The organism is Pantoea sp. VS1 (assembly GCF_002207995.1).
GTDB classification, from domain to species: Bacteria; Pseudomonadota; Gammaproteobacteria; order Enterobacterales; family Enterobacteriaceae; genus Pantoea; species Pantoea dispersa.
In genome coordinates this window covers 501,142-520,999 of the sequence record NZ_NHZE01000045.1, presented here as the reverse complement: position 1 = coordinate 520,999, position 19,858 = coordinate 501,142, and the positions used below count along the sequence as shown (strand labels likewise).

Below are 19,858 nucleotides of genomic sequence, written 5' to 3'. Positions count from 1 at the left end.
AAAGCGTGCCAGCGACCAGTACCGTTATCACATTCTGCACCAATCGTAGCGGCGCAATTTATTGCGCAAAAACACAGCGGCGCAGAAGTTTGATCAGCGTGATAAATCGCGCCGCTACGAAACGTGCCAGCGACCCGTACCGTTATCACATTCTGCACCAATCGTAGCGGCGCAATTTATTGCGCAAAAACACAGCGGCGCAGCGGTTTGATCAGCGTGATAAAGCACGCCGCTACGAAACGTGCCAGCGAATAATACCGTTATAAACACTTATTTATGCCTGCGGCTGGCGCTTAAACACCCAGAACGCCCAGCTGTGGTACAGCAGCGTCAGCGGCAGCACAATCAGCAAACCCGTCACCACGAACCCCTGCGTCACCGGCGAGGAGGCCTGCTGGTGCATCTCCAGCTGCCACGGCAGCAACCACGGATAAAGTCCGCACGCCAGCGCCGCGACCACCACGCCCGTCTGCACCAGCGTGATCATCAGCAACACCACCATCGCTTCCCGCCACAGCGTAAGCAGTTGCAGCAGCCACAGTGCAGGCAACAGGCTCAGCAACACTTTTCCCGGCCAGCGCTGCCAGCTCTGCTGCCACAGCGCCGGCTCCAGCAGCAGCACAGCAATAAAGCAGGCCAGCATCACCACCCACCACAGCATGGCCAGCGCCCGCGCCCGCTCTACCACCGGCTCGCCAATGCGCCAGCACAGCCAGCAGCAGCCCAGCAGCAGATCAACCGCCACCAGCCCGAGGCCGCACAGCAGCGGCACCAGCGAAAAATCAATCACAATCCCGCTGGGCGGACGCGAAACCAGCATCAACCCGCTCATCCAGCCTGGCAGAAACGCCGCCAGCAGCGAGCTGACCATCAGCAGCCGGTCCAGCCAGCGTCGCCCGGTCTCACCAGACTGACCGCGATACGCCAGCGCCAGCCCGCGCAAAAACAGCGCCAGCAGGAAGAGAAACAGCGGCACCTTCAGGGTTTGTAACAGCAGACTGTACAGCGGCGGAAACAGCGAAAGCATGCCGCCCGCCAGCAACACCAGCCAGGTTTCATTGGCATCCCACAGCGGCAGCAGGCTGTGCACCATCCACTGCCGTTCTTGTGGCTGGTCGAAACTGTACAGCAGCATCCCCACGCCGCTATCCGTGCCATCCAGCGCCAGATACATCAGCAGGGCAAACAGCAGGAGCACCGCAGAAAGTTCGACCAACATCTTCACCCTCCTCAGGCTGGCGTCTGTATGGTTTCTGCTACCGCCGTCGCCTGCGGATCCGGCAGCGGTGCCGCCAGGTGGCGCAGCAGATAACCCAGACCAAAGGCAAAACTCAGTGCGTAAATCACCACCACCGACACGAAAATGGCGACGCTGCTGCCGAGGGACATTGGCGCCAGGCTGTCGGCGGTACGCAGCATGCCGTATACCGTCCACGGCTGCCGGCCAACCTCCGTCACCACCCAGCCCGCCAGCAGCGCAATGAAGCCAGCCGGTGACATCAGCGCCAGCAGACGCAGCACGCGCCGCGACTGCTCAAGGCGACCGCGCCAGCGCTGCACATTGCCCGCCAGGCTGCTCAGCAGCATCAGCAGCGCCAGGCCCACCATCAGGCGAAAGGCAAAAAACACCGGCAGCACCGGCGGCAGGCTGTCGCGCGGGAATTCACGCAGGCTTTTGATGTGGCCGTTGAGGTTATGGCGCAGGTAGAGCGAACCGATAGCCGGGATCGCCAGCTCGGCGTGATTCCGCTGCTGCGCCTGATCGGGCAGCGCAAACAGCCGCAGCGGCTCGCCCTCCCCTGGCGCAGGCGGCTGCCAGCTGCCCTCGATCGCCGCCAGTTTGGCGGGCTGATAGTCACGGGTGTTTTCGCCATGCAGATCGCCCACCACCATCTGCAGCGGCAGGATGCACAGCGACACCGTCAGCGCGCTGCGCAGCATCAGCCGGCTGGCGGCCTCGCCAGCATTACGCAGCAGGCGCCACGCCGCGACGCCACCCAGCAAAAACGCCACGCTGATCCAAGAGGCCAGCAGCATGTGCGCCAGCCGCCAGCCAAATGAGGGCGCGGAAAGCAAACTCCAGGCGCTGTCCGGCGTGAACTGGCCCGCATCATTCAGCGTAAAGCCGCGCGGCGTTTGCATCCATGAGTTAGCGGCGAGGATCCAGAAAGCGCTAAAAATCGCGCCGAGCGTCACCAGACAGGTAATGGCGAAATGCACGCCGGGTTTCACCCGATCGATGCCAAACAGCATCACGCCGGTCAGCGCCGACTCGAGGAAAAAAGCGATCAGCACTTCATACAGCATCAGCGGACCGATAATGCCGCCCGCTTTGCTGGCAAACACCGACCAGTGGGTGCCGAACTGAAACTCCATGATCACGCCGGAAACCGTGCCAATTGCCACGGTGAGCGCGAATACCTTGATCCAGAAGTGCAGCGCCTGATGCGCTTCCGGCCGCCTGCCCCATAGCCAGCGCGCTTCAAACCACACCAGAAACGGGGCCAGCCCCAGCGTCAGTGCTGCCAGGGTAATGTGCATGCCCATCGTCAGGGCAAACTGACCGCGCGCGATCAGCAGCACCCACTCCTGGCTACTCACGGCTCGGCTTACCGCTGTAGCGGGTTATCGGCTTCTCTTCGTCACCCTGCATGGCGCGCGCGAAGGTTTCCAGCGCCGCCAGCAGTGGCCGGATGCCCTGCCACAGCGCCTCATCATTCAGCAGTTTGAGCACACCGCTGACGCCCGGCGCGCTTTTTTCCTGCTGCGCCGTGTCGCTGGCCGGCTTCATCGCCAGCAGGGCATCGCGCAGCGCCAGCAGTAAATGGTTGAAACGCTCCGGCGGTACGGTGCTGAGCGTCATAAACAGCAGCGACAGGTTCTGCACCGCATTTTGCGTGCCGGGCCGGTTAAGCCCGGCGGCGACGATTTTGCCGATGTCATTGTTGGCTTTTACCATGTCATTAGCCAGACGCAGGAAGCCGTGCTGATGCAGATTCTCCAGCAGTTCGTTCAGCGCCTCCTGCGCGCTGGGTTCGGTGCGCGTCGTAGTGGGTTGATAGTGCAGCGGTTCGGCCATTAGCTTTTCTCCGGATGCGAAACGTGTTCAGGCGGCAGCCGGTATTCAGGCTGCTGCCATTTTTGTTCAACGGGCAGATGATCCAGCGGCGTGCGCTGACCGTGGCGGAAGTTGTGTAGCGGAATCGGGTGCGGCTGTGGCGCATGCGCCAGTTTACGCATCGTCACCGCAATCTCTTTGTAGGCCGGGGTGTTGACGTCGGGATCGTGGTGTTCACCGGTCAGCCCGTTCACCCCCGGTTTGCCGTGGTGGATAGGAATGAACAACACATTGCCAGCCATCCGTTCAGTCACCACCACCGGCACCTCTACGCTGCCCCGGCGCGAACGCAGCTCCACCCAGTCGCCCTGCCGTAATTGCCGCTCCTGCGCCAGCTGCGGCGAAATCTCAACAAACCAGTTGGGCGACAGCGATTTGATGCGTCCGCCCTGCCCGGTCTGATTGGTCGACTGGAAATGCTCCAGCATGCGGCCATTGTTCAGCAGCAGGTCGTACTGCGCATCGGGCGCTTCCATCGGTGGCTGCCACGCCAGCGGGTAGAGACGCGCTTTGCCATCAGGAAAGGCGAACGCCTCGGTATACAGCAGCGGCGTGCTGCTGCCGTCGGCGTTTACCGGCCACAGCTGTGACTGCCAGCCGACGAGGTTCTCATAGCTGACCCCGGCAAACAGCGCGGCGATACCCGCAGCTTCTGCCATGATGGCGCCGGGATTTGGGTAGTGCCAGTGATGGCCGAGACGCGCGGCGACCTCAGTCAGTATCTGCCAGTCAGGCCGGCTGTCGCCGAGCGGCGCAAACGCAGGCGAGAAGTGCTGAATGCGCCGTTCGGTATTCACGAAGGTGCCCTCTTTCTCCAGGCTCGGACAACCAGGCAGCACCACATCCGCAAACTGCGCGGTACGGCTCATGAAGATGTCCTGCACCATCATGAAATCCAGCCGGCTAAAGGCTTCGTGCACTTTGGTTGAGTCCGCATCAGAAAAGGCGGTCTCTTCGCCGATGATGTACATGGCGCGCACCCGCTGTTTATGCGCGTCTTCCACCATCATGAAGTTATCCAGCCCGGCTTCATCGGAAAGCGCTTCCGGTGCCACGCCCCAGGCGCGCGCCCATTTTTCCCGCACCTGCGCATCGGTCACTTTTTCGTAGCCGGGATAGACATTGCTTAAGCAGCCAAAATCGCTGGCGCCCTGCACATTATTGTGACCGCGCATCGGGTAACCGCCGGTGCCAGGGCGGCCGTAGTTGCCGGTGACCAGCAGCAGATTGGAGAGCGCAGTGCTGGTATCCGCACCGTGGCTGTGCTGCGTAATGCCCATCGCCCACAGCAGGCAGGCGCTGCCCGCGTTGCCGATCATCTCGGCGGCTTCGGTCAACTGCGCCACGCTCAGACCGGTGATTTCACTGGCCATCTCAAGCGTAAACGGCGCCAGTGACGCGCGATATTCCGCCACCTGATTGACGCGCGTGCGCAGGAATTCTTCATCGGCATAACCGTGATCGAACATGTAGCGCGCCATCGCCGATGCCCACACCATGTCGGTACCGGGACGGATGCGCAGATAACAGTCGGCGCGCTCAGCCATTTCGTGACGGCGCGGATCGACCACCAGCAGCTTTTGTCCGCGATGTTTGTGGCTCTGCTTGATATGTGACGCGAAAACCGGGTGGTTTTCCGCCAGGTTGCTGCCAACGGTGATGATCAGGTCGGTCTGCTGCAGATCGCGCAGCGTACCGGCATCGCCGCCGTAGCCCACGGTGCGAAACAGCCCTTCCGTCGCCGGGTTCTGGCAATAGCGCGAGGAGTTGTCCACGTTATTGGTGCCGAAAATCAGACGGGCGATCTTCTGCGTCAGGTAGGCTTCCTCATTGCTGGCTTTACTGGAACCAATAAAACCAATGGCGTTACCGCCGTGCTGGTGCGCCACCGCGCGCAGGCCGTCGGCCACGCGCTGTAGCGCCTCTTCCCAGCTGGCCGGGCGGAACTGGCCGTTTTCTCGAATCAGCGGCGTAGTTAGCCGGTTCGGGCTGTTCACAAAATCCCAGCCAAATTTGCCTTTGACACAGGTTGAGATGCCGTTAACCGGCGCATCGGCCACCGGCTGGATTTTGAGGATGTGGCGATCGCGCGTCCAGACTTCAAAACTGCAGCCGACACCGCAATAGGTGCAGACGGTTTTGGTTTTTTTAATTTCGGCTTTGCGCAGCGCATCATCGATCAGCGAAATTCCGGTGATCGGCTCCATGCCGATGCTGTTTTCCAGCGATTTGACGAAATCAATCAGCGGCCGCTTCAGGTCTTCATCCATCGCGGTGAAGGGTCCGGCGTCGGGCTGCATGGTTTTTTCCAGCAGCGCGTTGCACGGGCAGACGGTCACGCAGTGCCCGCAGCTGACGCAGCTGGAACCGGCAATCTGCGTCCCGCCATCCCACAGCACGCGCGGGTGATCGGCGCTGTAATCAATCGACAGCGTCTCATTTACCTCGACATTCTGGCAGGCTTCCACGCAGCGTCCGCACAGAATGCACTGATCCGGATCGTAGGTGTAAAACGGATTACTGTGGTCTTTGCTGTCCGGTTTGCGCTGGTAGGGGTAATACTGAATCGGGATGTGCATGTCCGCGACAGTGTTATGCAACGTGCAGTCGCCGGTGTTGTGCTCACACACCGTGCAGTAGAGTTCGTGGCGATTAAGGATGCGGTCCATGCCCTCCTGCTGTGCCGCCTGCAGTACCGCACTCTGACTCACCACGCGCAAGCCCTCGGCGCTGCGTAACGTGCAGCCGCGCACGGCTTCGCCATCCACCTCCACCCAGCAGACATCACAGGTTTGCAGCGGCGGCAGCGCCGGGTGATAACAGACGTGAGGCAGTTTTTTTCCCTGCTCCTGCAGAAAATCAATTAACGGTTGATTTGCGGTTCCGCTTAAGCGCTCACCATTAAATATAATGGTACATTGTGCTTCGCTCATTTAACGCCTCGTTTAAGCCATCGCTCATAATTATTCGGGCCGGCCAGCGCCGGTTATTATGTAAAGTTATGCATAGAGCTTAGGAACAAATTTTTATCCCGCAAGCAGGCCGATTCGCTTAATAATGCGCACAGCTTACGCAGCGCTAAAATAATCATTACGTTAGTGATTTTGTAACTAAAAATATCATTTCAGCCACTGCCGCCACGCTTTAATAAAGCGCGACTGCTTATTTTTTGACGTGACAAATATCACATCTCTGCCAGGCTTAATTTACTCGTTCCACTGTACAAGGAGATAGGTATGACTTCATTTACTAACAAAACGCTGATTACCCAGGAATATCCAAAGCCGCCATTCAAAAAGCAGCATCAGCCCATTCCGGGATTAGCCAGTAAGATGGAACCCCGTCCCGATCACGGTGAAACCAGCTATCGCGGCACTGGCCGTTTAACCGGGCGCAAGGCGCTGATTACCGGTGGTGACTCCGGCATTGGCCGCGCGGTAGCCATTGCGTATGCCCGTGAAGGGGCTGACGTGGCAATCAACTACCTGCCGGAAGAGGAGCAGGACGCCGCTGAAGTGGTGCAATTAATCGAAGCGGAAGGCCGTAAAGCGGTGGCTATTCCGGGTGATATTCGCTCAGAATCTTTTTGCCAGCAGCTGGTAAAAGAGGCAGCAGAAAAACTCGACGGTCTGGATATTCTGGTGAATAACGCCGGTCGCCAGCAATTTAATGAGTCAATTCGCACGCTCTCAACGGAAGATTTTGACGCCACCTTTAAGACCAATGTTTACGCGATGTTCTGGATCACCAAAGCGGCACTGGAATATCTGCCTGCCGGATCATCCATTATTAATACCTCGTCGGTTCAGGCGTATGAACCGAGCGCCATCCTGCTGGATTACGCGCAAACCAAAGCCGCTATCGCTGCCTTTACCAAAGCGCTGGCGAAACAGCTGGGCGAGCAGCAAATTCGCGTCAATGCCGTCGCGCCAGGACCGTACTGGACCGCGCTGCAGGTGTGCGGCGGCCAGCCGCAGGAGAAAGTCGAGCAGTTTGGTGCCAGCGCGCCGCTGGGCCGCCCCGGCCAGCCGGCTGAAATCGCGCCGCTGTATGTGACCTTTGCGGAGACCACCAACAGCTTCACCTCAGGCCAGGTATGGTGCTCTGATGGCGGTACCGGCACCCTCTGACATACGGGTGCTTATCCGGATTACGTGGCTGCCGCGGCGGCCACGTTGCCGTTTCTGCTGACAGGGAAGATCCATGAATAATCAAACGCTGCAGTCGCCGATGCGCGACCAGGGCTTTGCCCGTCTCGGCGACTACGCGGCCATCGGTGAAGGCCGGTCGGTGGCGCTAATTGCGCCCGACGGCGCTATTGACTGGTGGTGCGCACCCAACCTCGACTCAGCCCCGCTGTTTGACCGCCTGCTCGACCCGGAGATTGGCGGTTTTTTCCAGATTGAACCTGACGTCCCTTACCGCATCGAGCGCGCTTATCGCGCCGACAGTAACGTACTGGAAACCCGCTTTTTAACCGATGACGGCAGCGTGCTACTGACCGAATCACTGAACAGCACGCTGGCCGGCCGTCTGCCGTGGAGTGAACTGGCGCGGCGCGTAGAAGGCGTTGATGGCGAAGTGACCCTGCGCCTGACGCTGCGCTTTGGCACCGTTGCCGAAACCCGCTCGCCGTGGCAGGACAGTACCGAACAAGGCGACGTGTACCATATCGGCGATCTGATGGCGATGCTGCGCACCAGCGAGGACTGGCAGATTGAACAGCGTGACGATGAGCAAATCAGCGCTACGCTGCGGACGGCTGCGGACAGTCGATCGCTGGTGGCGTTGCTGGTCACCGAGCGCGAACCGCTGGCGGTGCCGCCGCTAGAGGCGATCGATACCCGGATTGAAACCAGCCATACCGCCTGGTGCGACTGGACCCGCAGCCTGAGCTATCAGGGGCGCTTTGCTGAGCACGTGCGCCGCTCGGCGCTGTCGCTGAAATTTTTATGGTATTCCCCCACCGGCGCGCTGGCGGCGGCAGCCACTACCTCGCTGCCGGAAGGCATTGGCGGGGAAAAGAATTATGACTACCGCTATGCATGGGTACGCGATGCCTGTCTGATCATCAAAGCCTTTGTTTTTCTCGGTGCGCTGGAAGATTGTAAAGCTGCGTTCTCCTGGCTGTCGAAAACCATCATTCGCCACGGTACCGCGCTGCGCACCTGCTACACGCTGGAGGGCAACGAAGTGCCTGCCGAACGCTTTGTGCCGCTGCGTGGCTATCACCATTCTCAGCCGGTACGCGTGGGCAACAACGCGCGCGACCAGCTGCAGCTCAGTATGTATGGCGACATGCTTGCCACCGCCGAGCTGTTTATTCGCGCCGGGCACGTGCTGGACTTAGCCACCTCGCGCATGCTGGGCGCGCTGGCTAACCACTGTGCCGATTTATGGCGTCAGAAAGACAGCGGCATCTGGGAACTGCCGGAACAGCAGCACTATACGCATTCAAAGATGGCCTGCTGGCTGGCGCTGGATCGTGCCGTGGCGCTGGCCGAAGCGCGCCACATTGAACCGACGTGGCTGAAACGCTGGCAGCGCGAGCGCGACCGTATCAGCAGCTGGATTGAAGCGCACTGCTGGAACGAAGCGAAGCAGGCGTATGAATTTTATCCCGACAGCGACGGCCGGCTGGATGCCGCGCTGGCGCTGGTGCATGCCTACGGCAACCGGGTTAACCCGGCACGCATGCGCGCCACCTACCGCGCCATTGAGCAGGAACTGGGGCACGGTAGCGCCATGCTGTATCGCTACAGCGGCACGGAACAGGAAGAGAGCACCTTTATCGCCTGCTCATTCTGGCTGGTAGAAGCCTGGGCGGCGCTGGGAGAATGCACGCGCGCCGAGAACGCCATGCAGCAGATCCTCGGCAAACTGTGCCAGCGCGGCAACGTGGAAACCTTCAACGAAATGTTTGATGTGCGCAGTGACGAATGGCGCGGCAATATGCCGCAGGGCCTCAGTCATCTGGCATTAATTTGCGCCGCACAGGCGCTGACCGATCATGGCTGAAATGCCCCGCCGGCTGGCGGGGCATGATGTTAACGTGAAGGCTGTGGCGCACGAAACACCAGCAGGATACCCGCCAGAATCGCCGCCATGCCCAGCAGGCTCAGCCACGGCAGTAGGTTACCCAGCAGCAGATAGTCGAGCAGCGCGGTAATCACCGGCACCAGATAAAACAGGCTGGTGACGTTAACGATACTGCCCGCGCTCAGTAAGCGATACAGCAGCAGCTGGGCCACCACGGAGATCATCACGCCGAGGAACAGCGCGGCCAGCCAGAAATGCAGCGTGAAGCTGACATGAAACGGTTTAACCGGCAGCAACAGCAGGTACAGCAGTAAACTCACGCCGTACTGCAGCGGCAGCACCTGCGCCGGATGCTGCGTCACCCGCTGCTGCATAATGGCACCGAAGGTCATGCACAGCAGCGCAGCCAGCGCAAACAGCACGCCGCTGAGCGGCAGCTGCGACGCCGCCAGACTGCGCCACACCAGCAGTATCAGCCCCGCCAGCGCGACCGTTAAGCCCAGCAACCGCCTGCCCGGCAGATGCCGCTCCACCAGGCACAGTGTGAGAATTGGCTGGATGCCCATGATGGTGGCGATCAGCCCTGGCGTCACGCCCTCCGCCATCGCCTGGAAATAACACAGCGAATAAGCGCCGATCAACACCAGGCCGGTCAGCATTACGCGCGGCCGCGTACCGGGCTGCGGCAGCCAGCGGCGGCGAAACAGTCCCACCAGCAACAGCGCGACCAGCGCGATGCTAAAACGCACCACCAGCAGTGCCAGCGGTGAGGCACTATCCAGCCCGAGACGCGAGAAAATGGCTGCGCTGCCCCACAGCAGCACAAAGCCTGACGTCGCTGCCTGCGAAGTCAGCGAAGAAGAAGAACACATAGCATTGCTCCTGAAACAAACGTTGTTAGCGCGCTCGCTTAGCGAGGCGCAGGAAGTTCGATACTTAGCGAATCACAACGCGTGCCGGAGGTGGCGGGCAGCAAGGCGCATACAGGCGAAAGTCAGATGACGATGCGGAATCAGCAGAGAGTGTCATAAACGCGCCTGTAGCATGGGGTTGAGGCCAAACGTTAACAGATTGTTTACACCCTGTCATCCATTCAGCCGTTGCGGAAACACCTCACGCAGCCAGTCGATCAGCACCCGCAGGCGCTGGGTGAGATGGCGGCTCTGCGGATAAACCACGTGGAACGGATAGTCGGACGGACGCCAGTCGGCGAGGATCTCCACCAGCCGTCCGGCCTGCAAATCCGCGGCCGCAGCGTAACGGAACGTCTGAATGATGCCCAGCCCCGCCACCGCCGCGGCAAGGTGCGCGTTGCTCTCATTGACGCCAACGCGGTGCGCGGTCTTGACTTCGATTCGCTCTTCGCCGTGGCGGAAGCGCAGCGGAAAGGCGCGCCCGCTCTGCGGCGACAGATAGCTGATGATGCGGTGGCCATTGTTCAGCTCCTGCGGATACGCCGGAATACCGTAGGTCCGCAGATAGCCGGGCGTGGCACAGGTGATCATTTGCGCATTGCCTAAGTGCCGGGCCACCAGTGACGAATCGCTCAGCGGACCGCCGCGCACTACGCAGTCCACGTTATCACTGATGAGATCCACGGTGCGATCGGACACGCCAAGGTCCAGGGTGATGTCGGGAAACCTGGCGACAAAATCGGGCAGCGCCGGCAGCAGCACATCGCGCGCCGTTGAGCCGCCGATATCGATACGCAGCTGACCGTGCGGTTTCGTCGTGACGCTATTGAACGCACAATCGATATCTTCCAGATCGCGCACGATGCGCAGCGTCCGCTCGTAGTAATCGCGCCCTTCTGCCGTCACAGTGACCCGGCGCGTGGTGCGCTGCAACAGGCGCACGCCGAGATGCGCTTCCAGCTCCTGCACCAGCTTACTCAGGGTAGCGTTAGGCATATCCAGTGAATTGGCCGCCCGAGTAAAGTTGCCTGCCTCAACCACGCGGGCGAACGCCCGGATTGCCTGCAATTGATCCATTGTTACCCCTAACCTGATTATCCACCCAGAGAAATAGTCCTTTCGATTTTACACCATTTATCCGTAAAAGCGGCAGCGCTACAGTGCACTTCAGCGACGGCAAGGCCGTCACCACTTAACCTGATCAACTGTGGAGTACATACTATGAACCTGATTCTGCAAGACAAAATTGCTTTAGTGACCGGCGGCACCTCCGGTATTGGCCTCGCCACCGCCCAGGAACTGGCGGCACAGGGCGCACGCGTATTTATCACCGGTCGTCGTCAGGCTGAGCTGGATGCGGCCGTCGCCAGCATCGGCGCCGCCGCCACCGGCATTCGCGCCGATGCGGCACAGTTAAGCGATCTCGACGCCGTCTATGCGCAGATTGCACGCCAGGCCGGCCGGCTGGATATCCTGTTTGCTAACGCCGGTGGCGGCGACATGCTGCCGCTGGGGGCCATCACAGAAGAACATTTTGATCGTATCTTTAGCACCAACGTCCGCGGCGTGCTGTTCACCGTGCAGAAAGCGCTGCCGCTGCTGAGCGATAAGGCATCGGTGATTGTCACCGGCTCCACCGCCGCGATTCAGGGTACGCCGGGCTTCAGCGTTTACAGCGCCAGTAAAGCGGCGGTGCGTAACTTTGCCCGCTCGTGGGCGCTGGATGTGAAAGACCGCGGCATCCGCATTAACGTGGTGAGCCCAGGCCCGGTGCAGACGCCAGGCTTAGGCGGACTGGTGTCGGAAGATCAGCGCCAGGGGCTGTTCGATGCGCTGGCCGCACAGGTGCCGCTCGGTCGTCTGGGTGAGCCAGGAGAGATTGGCAAGGTGGTGGCGTTTCTCGCCTCCGACGCCGCCAGCTTTATTAATGCAGCCGAGCTGTTTGTCGATGGCGGTATGGCGCAGGTGTAAGCGGGTATTGTACCGGTGCGCCGCCTGGCGCACCGGCTTTCTGCCTGAAGCATGGCTGCGGTTACCGCAGCGAATGCTCACCTGCCACCGCAGCCGGCTCGCCTGCGGTGAGCTGCTGCTCCAGCTGCTCCAGCGATATGCCTTTGGTCTCCGGCACGCGACGCAGCACAAAGACAAAGCCCCCCGCACAAATCACGCCATACAGCATAAAGCTGCCCGCTGCACCCAGTCCGGCATTGAGGATGGGAAAGGTATAAGTCAGCACAAAACAGGCAATCCACAGCGCCAGCGTGGCGACCGACATCGCCAGACCGCGAATCCGGTTGGGGAAAATTTCCGCCAGCAGCACCCAGGTGACCGGCGCCAGCGTCAGCGCATAAACCGCAATCGCCGCCAGTACCAGAATCAGCACCGGCCAGCCGGTGATGCCCAGCGTGTAGGCACCGGCAATCAGTGCATAACACAGCGTCAGTCCTCCGGCACCGATCAGCATCAGTTTGCGGCGGCCGAGCCGGTCCACCAGCGGCAGTGCCAGCACTGTTGCCAGCAAATTGATCAGACCGGTGGCCACGATCGACTTCAGCGTACCGTTGATATCGAAACCAGCCGAAGCAAAAATCTCCTGCGCATAGTTGAAAATCACGTTGATACCGCACCACTGCTGGAAAATCGCCAGCACGATGCCGGTGATGACAATCGGCAGCGTGCGCGGCGCCAGCAGCGAGCCGGCGCGGGCGCGCGTTTGCTGGCGATCCTGTTCCAGCGCGCGGGCAATCTCGCGCTGCGTCTGCTGCGCATAAGCAGGCGAACCAATTTTATTCAGCATCGCCAGCGCGCGCTGCGGCTGACCCACCAGCATCAGCCAGCGCGGTGATTCCGGCACCCACATCATCAGCAGCAGAAACGCCAGCGACGGCACGGCGGCCGAGGCGAACATCCAGCGCCAGCCAACCTGACCGTTCCAGGTTTCACGCAGCGCCGCATGGGTTGATGCGCCGACGACCGGATCGGCAATCATCAGATTGATCAGCTGCGCCGCCAGCACGCCAATGACGATTGTCAGCTGGTTAACCGCGACAAACTTGCCGCGCTTGTCTGCCGGGCTGATCTCCGCGATGTACATCGGGCTGAGCGCCGAGGCGATACCAATACCGACGCCGCCGAGAATGCGCCACCAGACAAACAGCGTAAAGCTGCTGGCCAGCGCGGTGCCGATCGCCGACACCACAAACAGCAGTGCGGCGACAATCAGCGGCAGCCGCCGCCCCAGCTTGTCCGCTGACCAGCCGGACACCAGCGCGCCAAACACGCAGCCCACCAGCGCCGAGCTCATCGCCCAGCCGGAGGCCGCCGGATCGGTGACGTTGAACCAGGCCTCATAGAAGGGTTTGGCCCCGCCAATCACCACCCAGTCATAGCCAAACAGCAAACCGCCGCAGGCTGCCACCAGACAGATGCTCCACACGTAACGCATATTCAGATGTTGATGATTGTTCACGGCCACTCTCCGCACCAGGGTCAAAGTGCGGCTATCTCACCACCGATACCGCAGGGTGAAAGTTCAGGCCCTCACAGATTTTAGTAACAGGAGTTTAGTAAACTACGCCGTACCGGGATCGGCCTCGACATAGAGATAACCGATGCCGAGGACCTGACGCGCGCGGTCAAGCTGACCAAAATGCACATTGGTGGCTTTGCTTTTCAGCGCATCGCGCGGATCGAAGGGATTGAAATCAATCTGGTGCACGATGGTCTGCAGCCAGCTCTCACCAAAAGTACAGCTGCGACCGTACAGCCAGATTTGATTGATATTCAGCGTATTAAGGAAATTGTACAGACTCATGCCGATGGCTTCCGCGCTGCGCTGCGCCCACTCGACGATCCACGGCTCGCCGGCCTGCCAGGCGGTCAGCAGCTGACGGCTGGTGGGCTGCACCGCCTGCGGCGCGCGCTGATGCGCCAGCCGCTTCAGGGTGCTGAGCGAGGCGACCGTCTCCAGGCAGCCCTGCCGTCCGCAGTTACAGCGCTCCCCGTGCGGAGCAACAATGGTGTGGCCAATCTGCCCGCTGCCGTACAGGTTGCCGCGAAAGATCTCACCGTTGATGACAAATGATGAGCCGATGCCGTAATCGACATTGATGACGCAGAATTCGGCCAGCGCATTGCGGTTCAGCCACTTTTCCGCCAGCGCCAGCATCACGCAGTCGTTATCGACGCGGACGTCAACCGCCAGCTTCTCCTCCAGCAGAAACTTCAGCTGCAGCGGGCTGCGCCACGCCGCCTGCGGCATATGCTGCGAGACTCCGGTTACCGGATCGACCTGCCCGTGCACCGCCAGCGCCAGATTAATCTGCCGCTTCGGCCAGCGTTTACAGGTCGCGCGCCACACCGTTTCAATCTCTGCCAGCAGCTGCTCTGGCGTCTGCGCGTCGATGCTGATTTGCTGATAGTCGCCCTGCGCCACCAGCTGCGCATCCGCCAGCTGCAGTTCAATGCTGGTCGGCTTGACGCACAGGCACAGCGTCCACGCGCCCTCGGCCGGCAGTTGAAAACTGCCGTTACTGTTGCCGCGCGTGCTCAGCGTGGCGCTGGAGTGCTGCACGTGGCCCTGCTCCAGCAGCTCCTGCAAAATCTTGCTGGCTGCCGGTATGGTCAGGCCGCTGAGCTGCGCCAGCTGCGATTTGCTCAGACGTTTATGACGCCACATCAGCTGCATAAACAGCGCTTTGTTGTGCTTACGCACCTGGAAATTATTCAGTCCGACGGTTTTCACGCGGCCTCCTTTCGCTTCATCCGCGCTCATCTTACTAAACAGTGTTTACTGACTTCTGTGATGGTTGCGCCATCCTGCGCGCCTGCCGTGCTTTAGAGTCCCTGCTCATAACAACCCGTTCGGGCTATCCCGGTAAAAAACGTTCTGATAATGCCGGGCGAACGCTTTATCTGGCTGTGCTGACACCAACCCTACTGAGAAAACATAATGACAACATCACCTGCAACCCATCCGTGGCTGATCCGCCTCGGCATTCCGCCCGCGCTGGCCTGGGGCTATCTGGCAGTCCTGCTGTTTATGATTGGCGACGGCGTCGAGTCCAACTATCTCGCGCCCTATCTGCACGAAAACGGCTTCTCCCTGAATATCGCTGCCTGGGTAATTGCCTTTTACGGCGTCACCGTCACGCTGGGCTCATGGCTGGCCGGTTCGCTGTCAACGCTGATTGGCCCGCGTAAAGTGATGCTGGCGGGCGGCCTGATCTGGATTGTGTTTGAAGTGCTGTTCCTGGCCGTGGCGCTGCCGTCGCACAGCGTGCTGCTGCTGGCGCTAACCTATGGCCTGCGCGGCGTGGCTTACCCGATGTTTGCCTACGCCTTTCTGGTGTGGATTCAGTCGGCAGCCCCGGCGGAGATGCGCGGCTCCGCCACCGGCTGGTTCTGGCTGGCGTTTACCGGCGGGCTGCCGACGCTCGGTTCGCTGGTGGCGATCTTCTCTATCCGCCTGGTGGGCGAATACGCTACCTTCTGGCTGTCGCTGGGTCTGGTGGCGATCGGTCTGCTGGTGATGCTGCTGGCGCTGAAAGAGCGCAGCGGTTATCAGTCGCTGCTGGATGCCGAACATCGTCAGCAGGGCACGCTGCGCACGCTGATGGGCGGCATCGATATTCTGTGGCGTGAGCCGCGCATCGCTGCCGCGGCAGTGGTGCGCATCATCAACACCACGCCCTACTTCGGCTTCTTTATTTTTCTGCCGGGCTTTTTCACCGAACAGATTGGCTTTTCCCAGACCGAATACCTCAGCCTGATCACCATCATGGGACTGGTGGGCATGAGCTTTAATCCGATCGTCGGCAAGCTGAGCGACCGCATCGGCTGGCGCAAAGTGCTGACGGTGTTCGGCGGCCTCGGTTCCGGCGTCTCGATGCTGCTGATGTACTTTGTGCCACAGTGGAGCCACGGCAGCTTTGTGCTCAGCGTGATCTGCGCCTGCCTGTACGGCATCACACTGTGCGGCTACGTGCCCGCCGCCGCGCTGTTCTCCTCGCTGTGCCAGCCGAAGGACAAAGGTAACGCTATGGCGATTTACTGCTTCGCCGCCGGTTTGTCTACCTTCTTCGGTCCGGCGCTGTACGGGGCGATCAATGCGCTGCTCGGCACGCTCGGGGTGATTTGGGGCTACGCCTTCCTGTATCTGGTGAGTGCGTTTATCTCGTGGCGTTATCTGCTCAGTCCGCTCGATCCGGGCGAGCAGCACAACCCGGCGGCGCAGCGCCTGCGCCGGTTAGATTCCATCGCGTCGGAGTAAACGGAGCGTTATGAAAGAGTACGATTACATTGTGGTGGGCGGCGGGAGCGCGGGCTGTATCGTTGCCGCGCGCCTGGTCAGCGAAGGAAATGCACGCGTGCTGCTGCTGGAGGCCGGGCGCGACGAATACCATCCGGTGCTGAAAATGCCCGCCGGCTATATGAAGTTTCTCGCCAGCGACCGGTTTCTGACGATGCATCAAACCGAAGCGCAGCCGCAACTCAACGGACGCGGCGTGATCGTGCCGCAGGCCAAAGTGCTGGGCGGCGGCTCGACTGTCAACGCCATGGTCTACATGCGCGGCCATAAACAGGATTACGCCGACTGGAACCAGGCGCTGGGCCATCAGGGCATCGACTGGTCGTGGGAGGCGCTGCTGCCGCACTTCACCGCCATCGAAGATAACGATCACCTCGGCGCACCCAATCACGGCGTTGGCGGCCCGATGAAGGTGTCGCATCTCGGCCACTTCAGCCCGCTGAGCCGCGCCTATGTCAAAACCCTGCAGGGGCTGGGTATTCCCTACACGGCGGATTTTAACAGCGGCAATCCGTCCGGCGTCGGCTTCATGCAGCACACCATTGACGCTCAGACAAGGCAGCGCTGCAGCGTGGTCGATGCGTTTATCAACCCGCTGCGCCATGACGCACGGCTGACGCTGGTCACCGGTGCGCAGGTTGAAGAGGTGCTGTTTGACGGCACCTGCGCCAGCGGCGTGCGCTATCGTCAGGATGGCCAACCGCAACAGGCGCGCGCCAGCCGCGAAGTGATTCTGGCCGCCGGTGCCTACCAGACGCCAAAACTGCTGATGCTCTCCGGCATCGGTCCGCAGGAGCAGCTGAAACAGCACGGCATAGCCGTGCGCCATGCCTTGCCGGGCGTGGGTAAAAACCTGCAGGACCATTACGAAGTGCCGGTGGTTGCCAGCACGCGCGGTGCGTTTGGCTATTACGGCCAGGATCGCGGCTGGCCAATGGTCAAAGCCGGACTGCAATATCTGCTGTTCAAAAGCGGCCCGGTGACCACCACCGGCGTGGAAACCTGCGCCTTTTTCGATCCGCTCGATTTCACGGCGACGCCCACCATTCAGATGTTCTGCGTGCCAACGGTCTATCTCGATCGCGATGTAATGGGTGCCGATCCCGGTGACGGTGTCACGGTGAATTCCCTACTGCTGCGCCCCAAAGCCACCGGTGAAGTCACGCTGCGCGATAACAACGCCAGCAGCCTGCCGGTGATCGATACGCAGATTTTCGGCCATCCGGACGATTTAGCGCGCACCCTCGCCGGCTTTCGCTTTGCGCGTCAGGTGCTGGCCGCCGCGCCCATCCGCGAGATGGTCGATCGGGAGATCTTCCCTGGTGCAGAAGTCACCAGTGATGAAGCGATTGGCGCCCACTGCCGGCGCATGGTAAAGACCGGCTATCACCCGGTCGGCACCTGTCGCATGGGCCACGATGACGATCCGCTGGCGGTGCTGCACGATGACCTGCGCGTGCGCGGCGTACAGCGGTTGCGCGTGGTGGATGCCTCGATGATGCCGAATATTATCAGCGGCAACACCAATGCGGTGGTGATGGCCGTGGCGCATCGCGCGGCGCAACTGGTTCTGCAGTCACAACTTGTCGAGCACAAGGAGGCCGTGTATGAGTGACAAACTGGCGCGCCTGCAACAGGCGCTGGCACACTGGCAGCTGGATGCAGTATTGCTGACGCGCCGCGATAACATCGCCTGGCTGACCGACGGGGCCAGCTATTATGTAGTGGATCGCGCCGAGACCGGCGTTGCCAGTCTGCTGATTGGCCGCGACAGCGTGCTGCTGCTGGCACCGGACAATGAATTACCGCGCATTCTGGCCGAAGAGCCGCTGCCGTTCAGCTGTGCGACCCGGCACTATCCGTGGTACCAGTCGCTGAGCAGCGTGCTGCCGGCGGGCCATATCGGCAGCGATACGCCCATGGCAGGATTGAGCGATATCCAGCCGCAGATGATTACGCTGCGCCAGGGGCTGAGCGCAGCGGAACAGCAGCGCTTTCGCACGCTGGGACAGGAGACGGCGCAGGTTGTCGAAACGGTGGCGCGCCAGCTGCGCGTGGGCGTCAGCGAATGGCAGGTCGAAGCCGACATTGCCGCCGGCTGTCTGGCGCGCGGCATTCGCCCGATGTGCACGCTGGTGGCCGCCGATGAGCGCATCGCCGCATTTAAACATCCGGTGCCGACCCGCAAAACGCTGCAGCGCATGATGCTGATCACCCTCGGTGCCGAGCGGCACGGTTTGCATGTCAGCCTGACGCGCCTGGTGCATCTCGGCGAACCCGACGCGGCGCTGCGCCAGCGCATTGTGACGCTGGCGGAGATCCACGCCGATATGCTGTATGCCACCCAGTTGCAGCGCAGCTGGTCAGCGGTTTTTGCCGACATCACTCAGGCTTATCAACGCCACGGTCACGCTGAGGCGTGGCGCGATCATCATCAGGGCGGTCCGGCCGGATACGGCTGTCGCGACTGGATTATCACCCCGGAGAGTCGCGGCGAGGTGCAGCCTGACATCGCCGTGGCGTGGAACCCGACGCTGAGGGGCGTGAAAAGCGAAGACACTTTTTTGCTCAGCCGCAGCGGGCTGGTGCCGCTCACGCGCAGCGACAGCTGGCCGCTGATTCGCCTGCAGCGCGGCGATAATACCCTTGAGCTGGCCGACTGGCTGATTCTCCCGACATCCTCATAAGGAAGCGACAATGTCCCCACGTTTAGCCAATAAAACCGCCATCATTACCGGTGCCGGCAGCGGCATCGGCAGCGCCATCGCCACCCTATTTGCGCGCGAAGGCGCCCGTCTGGCGCTGTTCGATCGCGACGCACATAGCAGCGAAGCGCTGGCGGCGCAGCTACAGCAGCAGTCCGGCCAGCGCTGTCTGGCCTGCGCAGCCGATGTCACGCAGCCGCAGCAGGTTAGCCGCGCGGTAGAGCAGGCGCAGCAGGCGCTGGGGGATATTGATATCCTGATTAACTGCGCTGGCGTAAACGTTTTTCGCGATCCGCTGACGCTGGACGAGGATGACTGGCAGCGCTGCATGGACACCAATCTGAAAGGGCCTTACAACCTGATACGCAGCGTCCTGCCGGCGATGCTGGCACGTCAGTACGGCAACATCGTTAACGTTGCCTCGGTGCACGGGCACAAAATCATTCCCGGCGCGTTCCCTTATCCGGTGGCCAAACACGGGCTGATCGGCCTGACGCGTTCGCTGGGCGTGGAATACGCCGCGCAGGGCATTCGCGTAAACAGTATTTCGCCCGGTTTGATCATGACGCCAGCCGCTGAAGCCTGGCTGGCGAGCTGTCCGGATCCGCAGGCCGAGCGCGCGCGTCAGGCGGCGCTGCTGCCGTGTAAACGCATCGGCGAGCCGGATGAAGTGGCTTACACCGCGCTGTTTCTCGCCAGCGACGAGGCGCGCTTCATCAATGCCACCGATATCCTAATCGACGGTGGGCGCAGCCAGATGTATCACGAGTGA

General features: G+C 61.0%; 15 protein-coding genes. 7 read left to right on the top strand and 8 right to left on the bottom strand.

What is annotated here, in order from left to right:
• Positions 1 to 274 precede the first annotated feature (274 nt).
• From CBW22_RS19300 to fdhF, 4 genes are read right to left on the bottom strand one after another with little or no spacing between them, the layout of a single operon-like run.
• Positions 275 to 1,219, bottom strand: coding sequence for a cytochrome d ubiquinol oxidase subunit II (locus CBW22_RS19300; protein ID WP_088517558.1), 945 nt, complete (start codon positions 1,217 to 1,219; stop codon positions 275 to 277).
• 11 nt (positions 1,220 to 1,230) lie between these two features.
• Entirely contained in the window at positions 1,231 to 2,601 is a 1,371-nt protein-coding gene (locus CBW22_RS19295) for a cytochrome ubiquinol oxidase subunit I (RefSeq protein ID WP_088517557.1), read from the bottom strand.
• The gene (locus tag CBW22_RS19290; RefSeq protein WP_088517556.1) at positions 2,594 to 3,079 is read right to left on the bottom strand and encodes a hypothetical protein; all 486 of its coding nucleotides are present in this window, start codon (positions 3,077 to 3,079) and stop codon (positions 2,594 to 2,596) included. Before CBW22_RS19290 ends, CBW22_RS19295 begins: the two co-directional genes overlap by 8 nt.
• Positions 3,079 to 6,051: a formate dehydrogenase subunit alpha gene (gene fdhF / locus CBW22_RS19285; protein WP_088517555.1), complete on the bottom strand. Its 2,973-nt coding sequence runs from the start codon at positions 6,049 to 6,051 to the stop codon at positions 3,079 to 3,081. Before fdhF ends, CBW22_RS19290 begins: the two co-directional genes overlap by 1 nt.
• Positions 6,052 to 6,354: 303 nt before the next feature.
• Between fdhF and CBW22_RS19280 the strand changes: the two genes are divergently transcribed.
• Both CBW22_RS19280 and CBW22_RS19275 read left to right on the top strand, forming a co-directional pair.
• Positions 6,355 to 7,248 (top strand): SDR family oxidoreductase, encoded by an 894-nt coding sequence (locus tag CBW22_RS19280; RefSeq protein WP_058770520.1) that lies wholly within the window; start codon positions 6,355 to 6,357, stop codon positions 7,246 to 7,248.
• Positions 7,249 to 7,321: 73 nt separating this feature from the next.
• Positions 7,322 to 9,136: a glycoside hydrolase family 15 protein gene (locus tag CBW22_RS19275; RefSeq protein WP_088517554.1), complete on the top strand. Its 1,815-nt coding sequence runs from the start codon at positions 7,322 to 7,324 to the stop codon at positions 9,134 to 9,136.
• A gap of 29 nt (positions 9,137 to 9,165) precedes the next feature.
• Here CBW22_RS19275 and CBW22_RS19270 read toward each other — a convergent pair whose 3' ends face one another.
• Together CBW22_RS19270 and CBW22_RS19265 are read right to left on the bottom strand one after the other, a co-directional pair.
• Positions 9,166 to 10,029, bottom strand: a complete 864-nt coding sequence (locus CBW22_RS19270) for a DMT family transporter (protein WP_088517553.1) — start codon at positions 10,027 to 10,029, stop codon at positions 9,166 to 9,168.
• A gap of 213 nt (positions 10,030 to 10,242) precedes the next feature.
• Positions 10,243 to 11,148: a LysR family transcriptional regulator gene (locus CBW22_RS19265; protein ID WP_088517552.1), complete on the bottom strand. Its 906-nt coding sequence runs from the start codon at positions 11,146 to 11,148 to the stop codon at positions 10,243 to 10,245.
• 144 nt (positions 11,149 to 11,292) lie between these two features.
• Here CBW22_RS19265 and CBW22_RS19260 point away from each other — a divergent pair, with 144 nt between their 5' ends.
• Positions 11,293 to 12,042 carry an SDR family oxidoreductase gene (locus tag CBW22_RS19260; RefSeq protein ID WP_088517551.1) on the top strand — a complete coding sequence of 250 codons (750 nt, stop codon included), beginning with the start codon at positions 11,293 to 11,295 and terminating at the stop codon, positions 12,040 to 12,042.
• A gap of 61 nt (positions 12,043 to 12,103) precedes the next feature.
• Here CBW22_RS19260 and CBW22_RS19255 read toward each other — a convergent pair whose 3' ends face one another.
• Together CBW22_RS19255 and CBW22_RS19250 are read right to left on the bottom strand one after the other, a co-directional pair.
• Positions 12,104 to 13,540, bottom strand: coding sequence for a sugar porter family MFS transporter (locus CBW22_RS19255; protein ID WP_088517550.1), 1,437 nt, complete (start codon positions 13,538 to 13,540; stop codon positions 12,104 to 12,106).
• A gap of 102 nt (positions 13,541 to 13,642) precedes the next feature.
• The gene (locus CBW22_RS19250; protein WP_088517584.1) at positions 13,643 to 14,815 is read right to left on the bottom strand and encodes an ROK family protein; all 1,173 of its coding nucleotides are present in this window, start codon (positions 14,813 to 14,815) and stop codon (positions 13,643 to 13,645) included.
• Between the two features lie 207 nt (positions 14,816 to 15,022).
• On the opposite strand from CBW22_RS19250, the gene CBW22_RS19245 reads away from it, so the two are divergent.
• From CBW22_RS19245 to CBW22_RS19230, 4 genes are read left to right on the top strand one after another with little or no spacing between them, the layout of a single operon-like run.
• On the top strand, positions 15,023 to 16,342 hold the full coding sequence (locus CBW22_RS19245; RefSeq protein WP_059011891.1) for an MFS transporter: 1,320 nt from the start codon (positions 15,023 to 15,025) through the stop codon (positions 16,340 to 16,342).
• A gap of 10 nt (positions 16,343 to 16,352) precedes the next feature.
• Positions 16,353 to 17,996, top strand: coding sequence for a GMC family oxidoreductase (locus CBW22_RS19240; RefSeq protein WP_088517549.1), 1,644 nt, complete (start codon positions 16,353 to 16,355; stop codon positions 17,994 to 17,996).
• Positions 17,989 to 19,068, top strand: a complete 1,080-nt coding sequence (locus CBW22_RS19235) for a M24 family metallopeptidase (RefSeq protein ID WP_088517548.1) — start codon at positions 17,989 to 17,991, stop codon at positions 19,066 to 19,068. Before CBW22_RS19240 ends, CBW22_RS19235 begins: the two co-directional genes overlap by 8 nt.
• 10 nt (positions 19,069 to 19,078) lie before the next feature.
• Positions 19,079 to 19,858, top strand: a complete 780-nt coding sequence (locus CBW22_RS19230; RefSeq protein ID WP_088517547.1) for an SDR family oxidoreductase — start codon at positions 19,079 to 19,081, stop codon at positions 19,856 to 19,858.